15 protein-coding genes and 2 tRNA genes are annotated in these 16,019 nt (G+C 66.6%); 7 read left to right on the forward strand and 10 right to left on the reverse strand.

Going from position 1 to position 16,019, the window contains the following annotated elements; translation table 11 throughout:
• The first annotated feature begins 3 nt into the window (after positions 1-3).
• The 5 genes from ACQG07_RS17565 to pknB all read left to right on the forward strand — a co-directional run bounded on the left by ACQG07_RS17565 (position 4) and on the right by pknB (position 7,648).
• On the forward strand, positions 4-1,248 hold the full coding sequence (locus ACQG07_RS17565) for a Stp1/IreP family PP2C-type Ser/Thr phosphatase (protein ID WP_229939185.1): 1,245 nt from the start codon (positions 4-6) through the stop codon (positions 1,246-1,248).
• Complete coding sequence (locus tag ACQG07_RS17570; protein ID WP_079704333.1) at positions 1,238-2,635, forward strand: FtsW/RodA/SpoVE family cell cycle protein; 1,398 nt, start codon at positions 1,238-1,240, stop codon at positions 2,633-2,635. The genes ACQG07_RS17565 and ACQG07_RS17570 overlap by 11 nt, the downstream gene beginning before the upstream one ends.
• Positions 2,632-4,107: a peptidoglycan D,D-transpeptidase FtsI family protein gene (locus tag ACQG07_RS17575; protein WP_192004007.1), complete on the forward strand. Its 1,476-nt coding sequence runs from the start codon at positions 2,632-2,634 to the stop codon at positions 4,105-4,107. Before ACQG07_RS17570 ends, ACQG07_RS17575 begins: the two co-directional genes overlap by 4 nt.
• Entirely contained in the window at positions 4,104-5,852 is a 1,749-nt protein-coding gene (locus ACQG07_RS17580; RefSeq protein ID WP_426738985.1) for a protein kinase domain-containing protein, read from the forward strand. Before ACQG07_RS17575 ends, ACQG07_RS17580 begins: the two co-directional genes overlap by 4 nt.
• A 104-nt stretch (positions 5,853-5,956) precedes the next feature.
• Positions 5,957-7,648 carry a Stk1 family PASTA domain-containing Ser/Thr kinase gene (gene pknB / locus ACQG07_RS17585; RefSeq protein ID WP_192004005.1) on the forward strand — a complete coding sequence of 564 codons (1,692 nt, stop codon included), beginning with the start codon at positions 5,957-5,959 and terminating at the stop codon, positions 7,646-7,648.
• 63 nt (positions 7,649-7,711) lie between these two features.
• Here pknB and ACQG07_RS17590 read toward each other — a convergent pair whose 3' ends face one another.
• From ACQG07_RS17590 to ACQG07_RS17600, 3 genes are read right to left on the reverse strand one after another with little or no spacing between them, the layout of a single operon-like run.
• On the reverse strand, positions 7,712-8,347 hold the full coding sequence (locus ACQG07_RS17590; protein ID WP_426738986.1) for an anthranilate synthase component II: 636 nt from the start codon (positions 8,345-8,347) through the stop codon (positions 7,712-7,714).
• Entirely contained in the window at positions 8,344-8,505 is a 162-nt protein-coding gene (locus tag ACQG07_RS17595) for a hypothetical protein (RefSeq protein WP_164486886.1), read from the reverse strand. The genes ACQG07_RS17590 and ACQG07_RS17595 overlap by 4 nt, the downstream gene beginning before the upstream one ends.
• 2 nt (positions 8,506-8,507) lie before the next feature.
• Positions 8,508-9,314, reverse strand: a complete 807-nt coding sequence (locus ACQG07_RS17600) for a class E sortase (RefSeq protein ID WP_426738987.1) — start codon at positions 9,312-9,314, stop codon at positions 8,508-8,510.
• Between the two features lie 78 nt (positions 9,315-9,392).
• Between ACQG07_RS17600 and ACQG07_RS17605 the strand changes: the two genes are divergently transcribed.
• On the forward strand, positions 9,393-9,638 hold the full coding sequence (locus tag ACQG07_RS17605; protein WP_064294026.1) for a cell division protein CrgA: 246 nt from the start codon (positions 9,393-9,395) through the stop codon (positions 9,636-9,638).
• Between the two features lie 379 nt (positions 9,639-10,017).
• Here ACQG07_RS17605 and ACQG07_RS17610 read toward each other — a convergent pair whose 3' ends face one another.
• Positions 10,018-10,710 (reverse strand): rhomboid family intramembrane serine protease, encoded by a 693-nt coding sequence (locus tag ACQG07_RS17610; RefSeq protein WP_274498870.1) that lies wholly within the window; start codon positions 10,708-10,710, stop codon positions 10,018-10,020.
• Positions 10,711-10,875: 165 nt separating this feature from the next.
• The gene (locus ACQG07_RS17615) at positions 10,876-11,433 is read right to left on the reverse strand and encodes a peptidylprolyl isomerase (protein WP_064294028.1); all 558 of its coding nucleotides are present in this window, start codon (positions 11,431-11,433) and stop codon (positions 10,876-10,878) included.
• Between the two features lie 104 nt (positions 11,434-11,537).
• On the opposite strand from ACQG07_RS17615, the gene ACQG07_RS17620 reads away from it, so the two are divergent.
• On the forward strand, positions 11,538-12,062 hold the full coding sequence (locus ACQG07_RS17620) for a hypothetical protein (RefSeq protein WP_079704327.1): 525 nt from the start codon (positions 11,538-11,540) through the stop codon (positions 12,060-12,062).
• A gap of 70 nt (positions 12,063-12,132) precedes the next feature.
• Here ACQG07_RS17620 and ACQG07_RS17625 read toward each other — a convergent pair whose 3' ends face one another.
• The 5 genes from ACQG07_RS17625 to gyrA all read right to left on the reverse strand — a co-directional run bounded on the left by ACQG07_RS17625 (position 12,133) and on the right by gyrA (position 15,940).
• Positions 12,133-12,555, reverse strand: coding sequence for an NUDIX hydrolase (locus tag ACQG07_RS17625; RefSeq protein WP_426738989.1), 423 nt, complete (start codon positions 12,553-12,555; stop codon positions 12,133-12,135).
• 74 nt (positions 12,556-12,629) lie between these two features.
• Positions 12,630-12,702: transfer RNA gene (locus tag ACQG07_RS17630), tRNA-Ala, on the reverse strand.
• Between the two features lie 55 nt (positions 12,703-12,757).
• Positions 12,758-12,831: transfer RNA gene (locus ACQG07_RS17635), tRNA-Ile, on the reverse strand.
• Positions 12,832-12,918: 87 nt separating this feature from the next.
• The gene (locus tag ACQG07_RS17640) at positions 12,919-13,326 is read right to left on the reverse strand and encodes a DUF3566 domain-containing protein (RefSeq protein ID WP_056010202.1); all 408 of its coding nucleotides are present in this window, start codon (positions 13,324-13,326) and stop codon (positions 12,919-12,921) included.
• Positions 13,316-15,940, reverse strand: coding sequence for a DNA gyrase subunit A (gyrA, locus tag ACQG07_RS17645; RefSeq protein WP_159876516.1), 2,625 nt, complete (start codon positions 15,938-15,940; stop codon positions 13,316-13,318). The genes ACQG07_RS17640 and gyrA overlap by 11 nt, the downstream gene beginning before the upstream one ends.
• Positions 15,941-16,019 lie beyond the last annotated feature (79 nt).

Below are 16,019 nucleotides of genomic sequence, written 5' to 3' on the forward strand. Positions count from 1 at the left end.
CCGGTGACGACCAGCGGCGCCGGCGCAGCGCTCTCCCACGTGGGTAAAGTGCGCTCAAACAACCAGGATTCCGGCTACTCCGGGCACCACCTGTTCGTCGTCGCCGACGGCATGGGCGGCCACGCCGGCGGTGACGTCGCCTCGGCGATGGCACTCAACCGCATCATCGAGGCCGACGAGCCGTACCCGTCCTCCGAGGCCGCTGAGGCGACGCTCCAGTCCGCGATCCTCGCGGCGAACTCCATCCTGGGCGACACGGTCTCGAAGCACCGCGAGCTGACCGGCATGGGCACCACGGTCTCCGCGCTCGCGGTCATCGGCAACGAGGTCGCCATCGCCCACATCGGCGACTCCCGGATCTACCTCTTCCGTGAGGGCGAGCTCAGCCAGATCACGGTCGACCACACGTTCGTCCAGCGTCTCGTGGACTCCGGCCGGATCACGGCCGAGGAAGCGATGGTCCATCCCCGCCGATCGGTGCTGATGCGCGTCCTCGGCGACGTCGACGCCTCCCCCGAGATCGACACGATGACGCTCGGAACGCAGCCGGGTGACCGCTGGATCCTCTGCTCGGACGGTCTCTCGGGCGTGGTCGACGAGACGCACATCACGGCGACCCTCACCGAGCAGCTGTCGGCGCAGCGCACTGCCGAGAAGCTCGTCCGGCAGAGCCTGGACCGCGGTGCACCGGACAACGTCACCGTCGTGGTCGTCGACATCGTCGACGAGCCGGTGAGTGATGGTGAGCCCGTCGTCGTCGGTTCGGCCTCGAAGCCCGTGGCCTTCGCGCTCACCCCGTCGGTGAAGAAGCCGTCGCTCATCCCCAACAGCTGGCTGCACCCGGGGCGGGTCACCTCGCTCGGCAACTCGCACTTCGAGCCCGCCTCCGAGGATTACCTCGACGAGCTCATCGAGGAGGACGAGCGCCGCGCGAGACGTCGGCGCATCACCTGGCTCGTCGGTCTCATCGTGGTCATCGTCGCGATCGTCGGTGGTGTCGTGCTCGGGTACGCGTGGACCCAGACCCGCTACTTCGTCGGCGGCGACGACGACACGGTGGTCATCTACCAGGGCATCCAGCAGGACGTCGGCCCCATCAAACTCTCGAACGTCAAGGAGGACACCGGCATCCCGCTCGGCTCGCTCTCCGACTTCGACCGCCAGGCGGTCGACCAGACCATCAGCGCGTCCTCGTTCACCGAGGCCCTCGACATCGTGAAGCGATTGCGGGTGACCGATGACCAGTGACGTCGCAGCCCCCATCCAAGCCGACACCGGCGTCATCAAGACGATGCGCCGACTCCGGCTGCCGAAGAAGCTCCGCAACCTGGAGCTCGCGCTCCTCATCTTCGCGTTCGCCATCAACGCGGTCGCGGTCATGCTCGTGCAGCTCGGCGCCCTCGGGCACCTCGACTTCGCCCTGATCACCTTCGGCTCGGGCCTGTCACTCCTGGTCCTCGCCTTCCACATCGTGCTGCGCTACACCGCGGCGGAGGCCGACCCCTTCCTGTTACCGATCGCCACCGTGCTCGGCGGCGTCGGCATCGCTGAGATCTACCGGATCGACATCGCCCTCGGCGACTCCGGTTGGGCGAGCGCCGCGGTCCGACAGATGGTGTGGAGTGCGATCGCGATCGCCGGGGCCATCGCCGTGGTCCTGATCATCCGCAACCACCGCGTGCTCTTCAAGTACACGTACATCGCCGGCCTCTTCGCCTTCGTCCTCCTCCTGCTGCCCCTGCTGCCGGGCATCGGTCGGGAGGTCAACGGCGCCCGCGTCTGGATCGGCATCGGCGACGCGGTCACCTTCCAGCCCGGCGAGATCGCGAAGATCGCTCTCGCGGTCTTCTTCGCCGGTTATCTCGTGCGCACGCGCGACAGCCTCTCGATGGTCGGCAAGAAGTTCCTCGGGATCCAGTTCCCCCGTCTGCGCGACCTCGGCCCGATCCTCGTGGTCTGGGCGATGGCGATGGGCGTGATCGTCTTCCAGCGCGACCTCGGAACCGGTCTGCTCTACTTCGGCATGTTCCTCGTCATGCTGTACGTCGCGACGAGCCGCGCCAGCTGGATCATCATCGGCCTGACGATGTTCTTCGCCGGTGCGTTCATCGCCGGCCAGACCCTCTCCTACGTCGCCGGTCGTTTCCACAACTGGTGGGACGCCTTCAACCCGGAGGTCTTCGACCGCGACGGCGGCAGCTACCAGCTCGTGCAGGGCATCTTCGGCCTCGCCCACGGCGGACTGCTGGGCACCGGGCTCGGCCAGGGCATGCCCGAGATCACGCCCGTCCCGCAGAGCGACTACATCATCGCCAGCCTCGGTGAAGAGCTCGGTCTGGCCGGCCTCTTCGCGATCTTCGCGCTCTACCTGCTGCTCGTCTCGCGGGGCTTCCGAGTCGGCTACGCCGGCACCGACGACTTCGGCAAGCTCCTCTCGATCGGCCTGGCGTTCACCGTCGCGCTGCAGGTCTTCGTCGTCGTCGGCGGCGTGACCCGCATCATCCCGCTCACGGGGCTCACCACACCCTTCCTGGCGGCCGGCGGGTCGTCGCTCGTCGCGAACTGGATCATCATCGCCGTCCTGCTCCGCATCTCCGACACGGTCCGAACCCAACCCAAGGCGGTGGTCTCATGAATCGCGAACTCAAGCGGGTGAGCATCGTCGTCCTGGCGATGTTCCTGGCGCTCTTCGGGTCGACCACGATCATCCAGATGTTCCAGGCCGACACCCTCAACGCCGACGGTCGCAACACGCGGACCCTCTACGACAGCTACCGGACGGAGCGGGGTCCCATCCTGCTCACGGACGGGACCGCCATCGCCTCGTCCGTCGCCAGTGACGACGAATACAAGTACCAGCGCGTCTACGCGAACGGCCCGTTGTACGCGCCCGTCACCGGCTACTTCTCGCCCACCCAGGGCTCGTCCGGTCTCGAACTCGCGACGAACGAGTACCTGAGCGGTACGTCGAACTCCCAGTTCCTCGACTCCATCAACCGGCTCATCTCCGGCCAGGCTCCGAAGGGTGCGGCGGTCGAGGTCACCCTGGACCCCGTCGTGCAGCAGGCCGCCTTCGACGCGCTCGGCGACCAGGAGGGCGCGATCGTCGCCATCGAGCCGAAGACGGGCAAGATCCTCGCCTCGGTGTCGAGCCCCGGCTACGACCCGAACGTCCTGGCCAGCCACGACAACGCGGCCGTGCTCGACGCCTACCGCACGCTCGACGACGACGACCGCCAGCCGCTCCTCAACAAGGGCGTCGACGGCGACCTCGATCCGCCCGGTTCCACCTTCAAGCTCGTCACCGCGGCCGCGGCGTTCGCCTCGGGTGACTACACGCCGGAGTCCGAGTTCCCGAACCCGTCCACCTACACGCTCCCCGGGACGAGCACCGTCATCCGCAACTCCGAGGGCGGAAGCTGCGGCGGCGGCGCGACGGTGTCCATCGCGACAGCCGTCGAGCTCAGCTGCAACATCCCGCTCGCGGAACTCGGCGTCGAACTCGGCTACGAGAAGATCCGCGACATGGCGCAGAGCTTCGGCTTCAACATGGACGTGAACATCACCGGAACGGGACTCAACCCCATGCCGATGCAGCCGAGCACCTTCCCGAACGCGCTGAGCGACGACCAGACCGCCATGGCAGCCTTCGGGCAGTACACCGTGCGGGCCTCGGCACTCCAGATGGCCATGGTCTCGGCCGGCATCGCGAACGGTGGCATCGTCTGCAACCCGCAGCTGGTGAACCGTGTCGTGAACCCCGATCTGAGCGTCCTCAAGGAGTTCGAACCGGCGCAGCTGTCGCAGCCGATCTCGAGTTCGGTGGCCAAGCAGATCACGGACATCATGGTCCAGGGCGTCCAGAGCGGTGCTGCGACTAATGCAAGAATAGATGGGGTCGATGTGGCTGGAAAGACAGGCACGGCACAGAACGGATCCGACGATCCGTACACGCTGTGGTTCACCGGTTTCGCGCCTGCGGACGACCCGAAGGTCGCCGTGGCGGTCGTTGTTGAAGATGGCGGTGGACTCGGACAGGACGGTTACGGCAACCTCGTGGCCGCGCCGATCGCGAAGAAAGTACTAGAGGCGGTGCTGAACAAATGAGACCGACAGCCGGGCTGACCTTCGGAGGTCGCTACGAACTGCAATCTCGCATTGCGATCGGTGGCATGGGCGAGGTGTGGCAGGCCACTGACCTGGTCATCGGCCGGACCATCGCCATCAAGATCCTCAAGGACGAGTACATGGGGGACCCCGGGTTCCTCGAGCGGTTCCGTGCCGAGGCGCGGCACGCCGCACTCGTGAACCACGAGGGCATCGCCAACGTCTTCGACTACGGCGAGGAGGACGGCAGCGCGTTCCTCGTCATGGAACTCGTGCCCGGTGAGGCCCTGTCCACCGTGCTCGAGCGCGAGCGTGTCCTGCCCACCGACAAGGTGCTCGACATCGTCGCGCAGACCTCGTCGGCACTCCAGGCCGCACACGCCGCGGGCCTCGTCCACCGTGACATCAAGCCGGGCAACCTGCTCATCACGCCGGACGGCCGCGTCAAGATCACCGACTTCGGCATCGCCCGTATCGCCGACCAGGTGCCGCTCACGGCCACCGGTCAGGTCATGGGCACCGTGCAGTATCTCTCGCCCGAGCAGGCGAGCGGGCACCCCGCCTCACCGTCGACGGACATCTACTCGCTCGGCATCGTCGCGTACGAATGTCTCGCCGGACGCCGTCCGTTCACGGGCGAGTCGCAGGTCGCCATCGCGATGGCCCAGATCAACGAGCAGCCGCCCGAGCTCCCCGTCACGATCGCCGGGCCGGTCCGCCGGTTCGTCATGTCGATGATCGCGAAGAACCCGGTCGACCGTCCGGCATCGTCCGCCCACGTCGCGCGCGCCGCCCAGGCGCTCCGTCGAGGCGATCTCAACGCCGCGGCCGCAGCCGTGCCGATGATCCTCGGTGGGGCCGGCGACGCCGCGACCACCGTGATGGACCAGACCCGCCGGATGCCCGCGGCCGACGACGCGACCACGCAGTTGCTGTCCGCCGCCGAAGCGGACCAGCTCGAGGACGACGTCGAGGGCGAGGGCGAGAAGAAGAAGCGCAGCAAGTGGACCTGGCCGCTCATCGGTCTCGTCGCCCTGCTCGTCATCGTGCTGGTCGGTTCGCTGATCGCCGTGTTCGCGAACCAGGGGAACGACGCGGGAGGTACGACTCCGTCGGCCACGACGTCCACGACGCCGAAGCCGACGAAGACCCCGACGCCCACACCGACGCCCACGCCCACGCCCACGGTGTTCCCGATCAACCTGAGCGACCTCCAGGGCCGGTCCTTCGACGAACTCAACACGATCTTCAGCGCGCCGCCGTACAACTTCAGCGTGTCGAAGAACGTCGGCGACCCGGCCACGACGCCGGAACAGGTCAACACCGTCTACGACGTGAACCCCACGGGCAACGTCAAGACCGGTTCGGCCATCACGCTGACCGTCTACGACGAGATCGCGGTCATCAACCCGCCGACCGAGGCACCGAAGCTCGACAAGTCGGTGCTGGAGGACGGCTCGCTCGTCATCCCGAAGGACGCGACCTCGACTTCGATCAAGGTCGACTGGCTCGCCGTGCAGAACGCCTGCCCGACCGGGGCCGACTTCCTCGGCTACACCGTCGCCGTCTCGGGCGGGTACTTCCAGAACAACTCCTCGGGCCAGTTCGATGCGAACACCACGACGGGTACCATCACGGTCGACGCGGTGGGCACGCTCTCGGTCTCGTACGCGGTCCGCTGCAGCACGGGTACCTCCTCCGGATCGCCGTCCTCCGAGTCGATCAACGTCATCAAGGGGCAGTAGGCCGATGCCGCGACGAGTGCTCTCAGGGTCATCCCTGAGAGCACTCGGAAGGTGCCCGGGTAAGCTGTTAGTGTTTGTCCTCCAAGCGAATTCAGGGGTGGTACGTGGCTGACGATCAACGCCTGCTCGCAGGCCGATACGTCGTCGGCGACCTCATCGGTCGCGGGGGCATGTCCAACGTCTTCCGCGGCGTGGACACCAAGCTCGGTCGCACCGTCGCCATCAAGGTCCTGAAGTCCACGCTTGCCACCGACCCCGCATTCCGCTCCCGTTTCCGTCAGGAGGCGCAGGCCGCCTCACGGATGGCGCACCCCACGATCGTCCGCGTGTACGACGCCGGCGAGGAGCGGGTGAAGGACGGCTCGGGGCACGACCTCATCGAGCCGTTCATCGTCATGGAGTACGTCGAAGGGCGCATGCTCAAGGACCTCATCGCCGAGGGTCCCGTTGAGTCCGAAGAGGCGGTGCGCATCGCGCACAGCATCCTCACCGCGCTGGAGTACTCCCACCGAGCCGGCGTCGTGCACCGCGACATCAAGCCGGGCAACGTCATGATCACCACGGCCGGCGACGTCAAGGTCACCGACTTCGGCATCGCACGGGCCGTCTCCGATTCGTCCACGACGGTCGCCCAGACGACCGCCATCCTCGGCACGGCTGCGTACTTCTCGCCCGAGCAGGCCAAGGGCGAGACGGTCGACGCGCGGACAGACCTCTACTCCACCGGCGTCGTCCTCTTCGAGATGCTGACCGGCAAGGCGCCCTTCCGCGGCGATACCGCCGTCGCGGTCGCGTACCAGCACGTGAGCGAGCGCCCGGTGAAGCCGAGCTCTATCAACCCGAAGGTGTCGCCGGCGCTCGACCAGGTCGTCCTCCGAGCCCTCGCAAAGGATCGCTTCGAGCGGTACCAGAGCGCTGTCGAGTTCCGAGAGGATCTCGACGAAGCCGGAGCCGGCCATGTGCCGGTCCGTCGCGACGATCACGACTCGCTGTTCGGTCCATCGCCGACGGCGGCGTCCAGCACCGAGCAGGCGATCCGTCAGCTCACCTCGGACGACACCGTGACACGCACCCAGCGCCGGCCACCGGTGGTCTGGATCTGGGCCGCCATCGCCGGCATCGCCGTCATCCTCTTCTCGCTCGTGTTCTGGGTGGTCCAGCTTCCGCCCGCGACGAGCATCTCCACGGACTCCAGAGAGGTCCCGGACCTCGTCGACGCCACCTGGGAGAGCGCGAACAGCACGATCGAACAGCTCGAGCTCGTCCCCACCAAGTTCGACGAGGCGAGCAGCGACTACAAGGCGGGTCACGTCATCCGCACCGACCCGCCCGGCGGCACCACGGTGACCAAGAACACGCAGATCAAGGTCTACGTGTCGACCGGCCGTGCTCAGGTCGAGGTCCCCGACGTCGTCAACCAATCCTCGGAGGCCGCGTGGGCTGCGGTCGCCGCTGCGGGCCTCACGCAAGGCTCGGTGACCCGGGAGAACTCGCCGACCGTGCCGGCAGGTGTCGTGCTGCGGATGGATCCCGGAGCGGGTACCTCCGTCGACCAGGGGTCCACAGTGAACCTCGTCGTCTCCAGCGGAAACGTGACGCTGACCGACGTCGTCGGGCAGCCGCTTCTCGACGCGACGAACTACCTGCAGGACGCGACGAGGCAGTTCACCGTGCAGCCGCAGGCCGACGCGACGTGTAAGGCGGTCGCCGGCGACCCGGTCACGGCCATGTCTCCCGCACCAGGCGACATCCCCCAGAAGTCCGTCATCACGCTCACCTACTGCACCGGTCCGTAGGCTGCGCCGGCAGGCTCTCCGGTCCCTGAGCTCGCTCACCGATCCCTGAGCCTGTCGAAGGGCCTACCGGGTCATGAGCGGGCTGAGCCCTCGTGCCCGCTCATTCGCACCGGTGAGCCCGGTCGTCTCGAGCCAGTTCGCCAGGAGCTGGTAGCCGCCCTCGGAGAGCACCGACTCCGGATGGAACTGCACGCCGTGGATCGGGGCGTCACGGTGACGGAGCCCCATGATGACGCCGCTGGTCGTCCGGCTCGTCACGACGAGCTCCTCGGGCACGCTGCCGTCGACGACGGCGAGCGAGTGGTACCGGGTGGCGTTGAACTGCTGCGGAATACCCCGGTACAAGACACTGCCGTCGTGTTCCACGAGCGAACTCTGTCCGTGCATCAGCTCGTCGGCGGTGTGCACGGTCGCTCCGAACGCCTCGGCGATCGCCTGGTGGCCGAGGCACACTCCGAGGAGTGGCGTCCCGGTTCGGTACGCCGCGCGCACGGTGGCCAGCGAGATCCCGGCGTCAGCGGGCCGACCGGGTCCGGGTGAGACGAGTACGCCGTCGAACCCGAGGATCCGCTGCTCGAGGTCGTCGAGCGCGACGCCGTCGTTCTGCACGACGACGGTCTCTGCACCCAGTTGTTCGACGTACCCGTTCAGCGTGTAGACGAAGCTGTCGTAGTTGTCGACGACCAGGACGCGGGTCATTCGTTTCCGACGGTCACATTCTGATCGACGATGAACGAGTCCACGTAGGGGAACACCCAGGTGAAGAGTGCGGCCACGACCGCCACGAACAGGACGACGAGGATGATGATCCTCAGCCAGACGGGTCCGGGCAGGACCCTCCAGAGTGCGCCGTACATCGTCAGCCTCCAGCGGCCGCGACGGACGCGGCGATCTCGGCGGGCGGCCCGGCGGACAGCGGCTGCCAGGACTCGTACACCGCGTAAGCGATACTGCGTTCCGCCGTCGAATAGAGCGGGTTGCAGGTGGTCAGGGTGAGGATGCGCTGCGTCGGTGCGACACCGTCGACCTGGGGGACAGGATTGAGGACGTCCACCTGGGTGGGCAACACGTAGGTGATGTTCCGGAACACGTAGGTGTAGTAGCCGTCGGCCGTCTGGACGTAGACCTTGTCGCCGATCTGCAGGTCGCTGATCAGGGTCATCGCGCCGCCATAGGCCTTGCGGTGACCGGCGACGACGAAGTTGCCGACCTCTCCGGGCATCTGGGTGCTCGGGTAGTGACCGACGCCGAGGTCGAAGCTGTTGAGGACGGTCGCGGTGTCGACACCCTCTGCCACGACGCGGCGGTAGTCGGCGCCGTACCGCGGAACGTAGAGCACCGCGAACGGGTCGCCCGGAGCGGGGCGGGCGGTGACGGGCGGCTCACCGTAGTTCGGCACGCCGGTTGCATCCACGGTCGGTTCGGGTGCCGGAGCGGTCTCGGCGTTCTTGATCCACTCCTGCGACTGGCTCGACGCGGCGTTCGCCTGGCTGCCGGCCATGATCATGTCGTTCCACCAGAGCTGCCAGGCGAGGAACAGCAGGACGACCATGCCTGCGGTGATGAGCAGCTCGCCGGCCACCCCGAAGACGCTGATGCGGTGCTTCGACGGCGCTCTGCGCTCAGCGGCGCGTGCGCTCGCTCGCGAAGGTAGGTCGTCGGTCACGCATGGATTCTACCGAGAAGAACTCGGGATCGGCTGATCCCCAAGGCACCGATTGGGGTGAACAGGTAGAATGTCGGCATGGCACGCACGAAGTCACGAAGCAAACCGTCCCGCGAACCCGAGCAGACGAGCGGCGAACCCGCACCGAACGCGGTCTGGTTCAAGCCGGTCATGTTCGGCTTCATGCTCCTCGGCCTCGCCTGGATCGTCGTCTACTACCTGAGCGGCACGCTGCTCCCGATCCAGTCGCTCGGCCCGTGGAACATCCTCGTCGGCTTCGGCATCGCCTTCATCGGCTTCCTCATGACTACCAGGTGGCGCTAGCCTCACTCACTTCACGTCGTGCACAGCGGGTCGTCCTCTCGGACGGCCCGCTGTTTCGTGTACCGGGCATCCGTCGTGACGAAGTTCTCCACAGGAATGTGGAGAACTTCCGAGTTATCCACATGCCGGTGTGGAGAACCGGCAGGAGTCCCGGAAACACGGGGAACCACACCGGTGTAATTATCCCCAGTGTTCATAACTCTGTGGATAACTCACGCAACCTTCAACGTCTCCTGCATGGTTGCGGTTCGGCCGAGCGCACCACTGGTCGACGCGGGTCGCCGAGCCGAACCCGGTCGCCGAGCCGAGCCCGGTCGCCGAGCCGAATCCGGTCGCCGAGCCGAACCCGGTCACTGAGCCTGTCGAAGTGCAGTCCCGCTCAGAGCAGCGCGGGAAGCAGGCTGGCGCCCACGAGGACGACGCTCAAGGCGCCGATCAGGACTGCCTGGAGTGGCTGCTGAGTGCGCTTACGGGTGTTGACGAGGATGAGGCCGATGAGGGCGCCGCCGACGAGCCCGCCCAGGTGGGCCTGCCAGGCGATGTTCACGCCGGGGATGAAGCCGATGACAAGGTTGATGCCCAGGAGCACCAGCAGCCCACGGGTGTCGGCACCCATGCGTCGCTGGATGACGAGGAACGCCCCGAGGAGACCGAAGATCGCGCCCGAGGCGCCGACGACGGCCGTCCTCGGGTCGGCGAGGAACAGGACGCCGACCGAACCGGCGAACCCGGCGACCAGGTAGAGCGCGAGGAACCGCCAGTGCCCGAGCATGGTCTCGAGGATCCGGCCGAAGATCCAGAGCGTGTACATGTTCAGCAGGATGTGGAAGATGAACCCCTGCGAGTGCACGAACACGGCGGTCAGCATCCGCCAGGGCTGGAGGGCGCCGTACGACGGATCGGAGTACACGCCGGCGTAGAGGAGCGCGTTCGTGACGCCGAGCCCGGGAATCCACTGCAGCAGGAACACGAACGCCGTCACGGCGATGATCGCGTACGTGACGATGGGGGAGGAGTTGCTGATCCTCGCGCCGAGACGGTTGCGAGGGGCGCTCTGTCGTTGCGCCTTCATGTCCTCCGGACAGATGAAACCGACTGCCCCGGGCGTCTGGCACTCTCCACAGATGGTCCGACCGCAACGCTGGCAAAGCACGAAGCTCTGTCGGTCGGGGTGGCGATAGCAGAAGTTGGCCGACGGATCCCGGGGCAGGGTCACGGTCTGTCCTCCGAGCGGGGTCTAGGCCTCGGAGATGGTGACGCTCTCGAGGACGACGGGCTCGATCGGCTTGTCGCCGGCACCGGTCGGGACGGCCTGGATGGCGTCGACGACCGCGCGGGACTCGGCGTCGGCGACCTCACCGAAGATGGTGTGCTTGCCCTGGAGCCACTGCGTGGGAACGGTCGTGATGAAGAACTGCGAACCGTTCGTGCCCTCAACGGCGCCCGTGATGGCGTTGCGGCGCTTGCCGGCGTTCGCCATGGCGAGGATGTAGGGCTCGTCGAAGTTGAGCTCCGGGTGGATCTCGTCGTCGAAGTTGTAGCCCGGGCCACCGGTGCCGGTTCCGAGCGGGTCGCCGCCCTGGATCATGAACGCGGGGATGATGCGGTGGAAGATCAGGTCGCTGTACAGCGCGTCGTTCCGGGTCTGGCCCGTCTTCGAGTCCGTCCACTCGCGCCCGCCGGTCGCCAGGTCGGTGAAGTTCTTGACCGTCTTGGGAGCGTGGTCCCCGAAGAGGTTGACCTTGATCTCACCGTGGTTGGTGTGCAACGTGGCGACTGCGGTGTGCTTTGACATACTCCCAATTCTTGCACAAGGGTTCGGGACTCTCGGATGGTATCCAGGGGTCTAAGTGGCAAGATGGAGGTTACGTTGTTGCCGCGATCATTGGAGATGACCACATGAGCCTGTCACGCAAGCGCCGGAAAGAGCTCAAGAAGCTCAAGGGTTCCGCTGCCGACCTCTGGGACTCCCAGCAGGATGTCCTGAACCACGCCAACGAAGTCGCTCGTGAGGTGAGCCGTCAGCTCGGGAACTTCTCGAAGGAGCAGGTGGTCCCCGTCGTTCGCGACACCTACGAGCACCGCGTCGTCCCGACGGTCGACCGGGGGATCAAGGTCTCCCGCAACGCCGTCGACGGCGTGCGCAAGGGCATCTCGGATGGCGTCGTCCCCGCTGTCGGCGGCGTCGTCGGTACGGTGCTGAGCATCGGCGACATCGCCAAGGACACCCGCGTGCAGGCGGCTCTCCGTCGCCTCCACGTGCCCGAGCAGGTGCTGCCCGCCAAGAAGGGCGCGAGCGCCGGTACCGTCATCGCGATCGGCCTCGGCGTCCTCGCCGCTGCCGGTGTCGCCTACGCCGTCTGGCAGACGTTCCGCGCAGACGACGAGCTGTGGGTCTCCGACGAGGAGCCTGCCGCTTCCTGATCACGCTTCGCACGACGCAGCCCCTCGCCGGTCTCGACCGGGGAGGGGCTTCGTGTTGTGACGGCTGTGCTCAGATGAGGCCGGCGAAGCGTCGTCCGACGTCGACGAGGCTGACGCGGTCGAGTGAGCCGACCTCCTCGAGCGGGTACCACGCGGCGTAGTCGGTGCTGCCGTCGGCCTCGTAGGTCAGCGTGCCGCCGGTGAGGTGCGCCCGGTAGACGATGCGCAGCGTGTGGAGCGGCTCGGTGGCCGTGGTGCTGAGGCGACGCTCCGCCGGTACGACCTGCGAGTCGACGCCGATCAAGTCGTCGAGCTCGGCGTAATAGCCGGTCTCCTCGAACACCTCGCGGACGGCCGCGTCGGCCGGGTCCTCACCGGGGTCGATCCCGCCGCCGGGGAGCGTCCATCCGCTGTGTCCGCTCTCGTTCCAGTGGGAGAGGAGCATGCCCCGTTCGTCGACGATGACGGCATATGCAGCGACGCGGATATCCATGCCGTCAGCCTAACCGCCGGGCCGCGCGACAACGGAGAACGCCCCCGGCGTCTGCCGAGGGCGTTTCTGGACTGTGGAGCCTGGGAGAATCGAACTCCCGACATCCTGCTTGCAAAGCAGGCGCTCTACCAACTGAGCTAAGGCCCCGGATGGAACAGATCCGGAGATCCGATCCAATCGGTGTGTTGCTGGTCGTGCAGGGTGGGGCTACCAGGACTTGAACCTGGGACCTCTTCGTTATCAGCGAAGCGCTCTAACCGCCTGAGCTATAGCCCCGTTTTGAACCTTGTTGAGACTACCCGATTCCCGCCGCAACTCATAATCGAGCGGCGCCGCACGGGGCGGCGCCGACCCGAAGGAGCGTCAGTTGTTGGTGAACCCGACGAGGAGGCCACCCGTGATCTTCACGCTGAGGTTGTAGAGCCCCGCGAGGAGCGCTCCCATCAGCGTGATGACGATGAGGTTGAGCAGCGCCACGATGCCGGCGAAGGCCATGACCTGCGGCAGGTTGACGTACTGCAGGATGTTGTTCCCCGGTCCGGCGATGTCGGTGAACAGGCCACCGACCTTCGTGAAGACACCGGTGGTGTTGAGCACCGTGTAGACGAGGAAGAAGAACACCACGATGACCACGGCGACCGCGATCGCCGCCAGGAACGACAGCTTCACCGCCGACCAGAAGTCGATGTACACCAGCTTCAGGCGCACCTGCTTGGTGCTGGTGCGTTTGGTCGACTTCTTGGCCAACTTCTCTGCGACGCTACTGCTCATCTACTTCTTCCTTCATCGCCGGAGTCTCGTCCGGCACGGATGCCTCGGGTTCTGCACCCTCCGGTGCGGCTGCGTCTGCAACCGTCTCCGGAACATCCTGGGTCTCAAGGTTTCGGTCACTGTTCTTGGCCAGCGCGATGATTCGGTCGCTCTCCGCGAAACGTGCGAAGACGACGCCCATGGTGTCGCGCCCCTTCGCTGGAACTTCGGCCACGGCAGACCTTACCACCTTGCCACTGGCAAGAACCACAAGGACCTCGTCGCTCTCGTCGACGATCAGGGCGCCCGCGAGGGTGCCTCGATCGTCGTTCAGCTTGGCCACCTTGATGCCCAGACCACCGCGGTTCTGGCCGCGGTACTGGTCGATGTTGGTGCGCTTCGCGTAGCCACCCTCGGTCACGACGAAGACGAAGGCCTCGCGTTCCTCACCCTCGACGGACGGCAGCACCGACGCCGAGAGCAGTTTGTCGTCGTCGCGGAAGTGCATGCCGATGACGCCGCTCGTCGCGCGTCCCATCGGCCGCAGGGTCTCGTCGCTGGCCGTGAAGCGGATCGACATGCCCTTGCGGGACACCAGCAGGACGTCACTGTCGTTCTCCACGAGCAGCGCGGAGGTGAGCTCGTCGCCCTCGCGCAGGTTGATCGCGATGATGCCGCCCGAGCGGTTCGTGTCGTACTCCGAGAGCGCCGTCTTCTTGACGAGGCCGTCGTGCGTCGCGAGGACCAGGTACGTCGCGGCCTCGTAGTCGCGGATGTCGAGGATCTCGGCGATCTCCTCGTCGGGCTGCATGGCGAGCAGGTTGGCCACGTGCTGGCCCTTGGCGTCGCGGCCGGCCTCCTGCAGCTCGTAGGCCTTCGCGCGGTACACGCGACCCTTCGTCGTGAAGAAGAGGAGCCAGTGGTGCGTCGTCGTCACGAAGAAGTGGTCGACCACGTCGTCCGCGCGCAGCTGGGCGCCCTTGACACCCTTGCCACCGCGGTGCTGCTGACGGTAGTTGTCGCTGCGCGTGCGCTTGATGTACCCGCCGCGGGTGACGGTGATGACCATCTCCTCTTCGGGGATCAGGTCTTCCATGTTCATGTCGCCGTCGAAACCGAACATGATCTCGGTGCGGCGGTCGTCGCCGTACTTGTCGACGATCGCGGTCAGTTCCTCGCTGACGATCTCGCGCTGGCGGACCGGCTTCGCGAGGATGTCCTTGAGGTCGGCGATCTGCGCTTCGATCTCGGCTGCCTCGTCGATGATCTTCTGACGCTCGAGGGCGGCGAGACGACGCAGCTGCATGTCGAGGATCGCGCTGGCCTGGAGCTCGTCGATCTCGAGGAGGTCCATGAGGCCCGTGCGCGCCTCGTCGGCGGACGGCGAGCGACGGATGAGCGCGATGACCTCGTCCAGTGCGTCGAGTGCCTTCAGGTAGCCGCGGAGGATGTGTGCGCGCTCCTCCTTCTTACGGAGTCGGAACACGGTGCGGCGGACGATGACCTCGACCTGGTGCGTCACCCAGTTGGTGATGAACCCGTCGAGCGGCAGCGTGCGCGGAATGCCGTCGACGATCGCGAGCATGTTCGCGCCGAAGTTGTCCTGCAGCTGCGTGTGCTTGTAGAGGTTGTTGAGGACGACCTTCGCGACCGCATCGCGCTTCAGCACGATGACGAGCCGCTGGCCGGTACGACCGGAGGTCTCGTCGCGGATGTCGGCGACGCCGCCGAGACGACCCTCCTTGACGAGGTCGGCGATCTTCAGCGCGAGGTTGTCGGGGTTCACCTGGTACGGGAGCTCGGTGACGACGAGGCAGGTCCGGCCCTGGATCTCCTCGACGTTCACGACGGCCCGCATCGTGATGGAACCGCGACCCGTGCGGTAGGCGTCCTGGATGCCCTTGATACCGAGGATCTGCGCGCCGGTCGGGAAATCCGGCCCCTTGATGCGCTGCATGAGCGCCTCGAGGAGCTCTTCCCGGCTGGCCTCGGGGTTCGCCAGGTGCCACAGGGCACCGTCGGCGACCTCGCGGAGGTTGTGCGGCGGGATGTTCGTGGCCATGCCGACCGCGATGCCGACGGAACCGTTGACGAGGAGGTTCGGGAAGCGCGCCGGCAGGACGACCGGCTCCTGGGACTCGCCGTCGTAGTTGGGCTGGAAGTCGACGGTCTCCTCGTCGATGTCGCGCACCATCTCCATGGCGAGCGGGGCCATCTTCGTCTCGGTGTACCGAGGGGCTGCCGCGCCGTCGTTGCCCGGTGAGCCGAAGTTGCCCTGGCCGAGCGCCAACGGGTACCGCAGGCTCCACGGCTGCACGAGGCGGACGAGCGCGTCGTAGATGGCCGTGTCGCCGTGCGGGTGGAACTGACCCATGACGTCGCCGACGACGCGCGCGCACTTGGAGAACGAGCGGTCGGGGCGGTAGCCGCCGTCGTACATCGCGTAGATCACGCGACGGTGTACGGGCTTCAGGCCGTCGCGGACGTCGGGCAGGGCGCGGCCGACGATGACGCTCATCGCGTAGTCGAGGTAGCTGCGCTGCATCTCGAGCTGCAGGTCGACCTGGTCGATCCGTCCGTGCACGCCGTGGTCCTCGTCCGGGACCGTGATCTCGTCGTTGGTTTCGTCTGCCATGTTCTCTTACTTCTCCTGGTCCCTGAGCTTGTCGAAGGGCCTGTTTGATGCGAGGTGGATCACTTCGACAAGCTCAGTG

Origin of the sequence: Plantibacter sp. 2H11-2, assembly GCF_050031945.1 — a bacterium.
Classification (GTDB): domain Bacteria; phylum Actinomycetota; class Actinomycetes; order Actinomycetales; family Microbacteriaceae; genus Plantibacter; species Plantibacter auratus.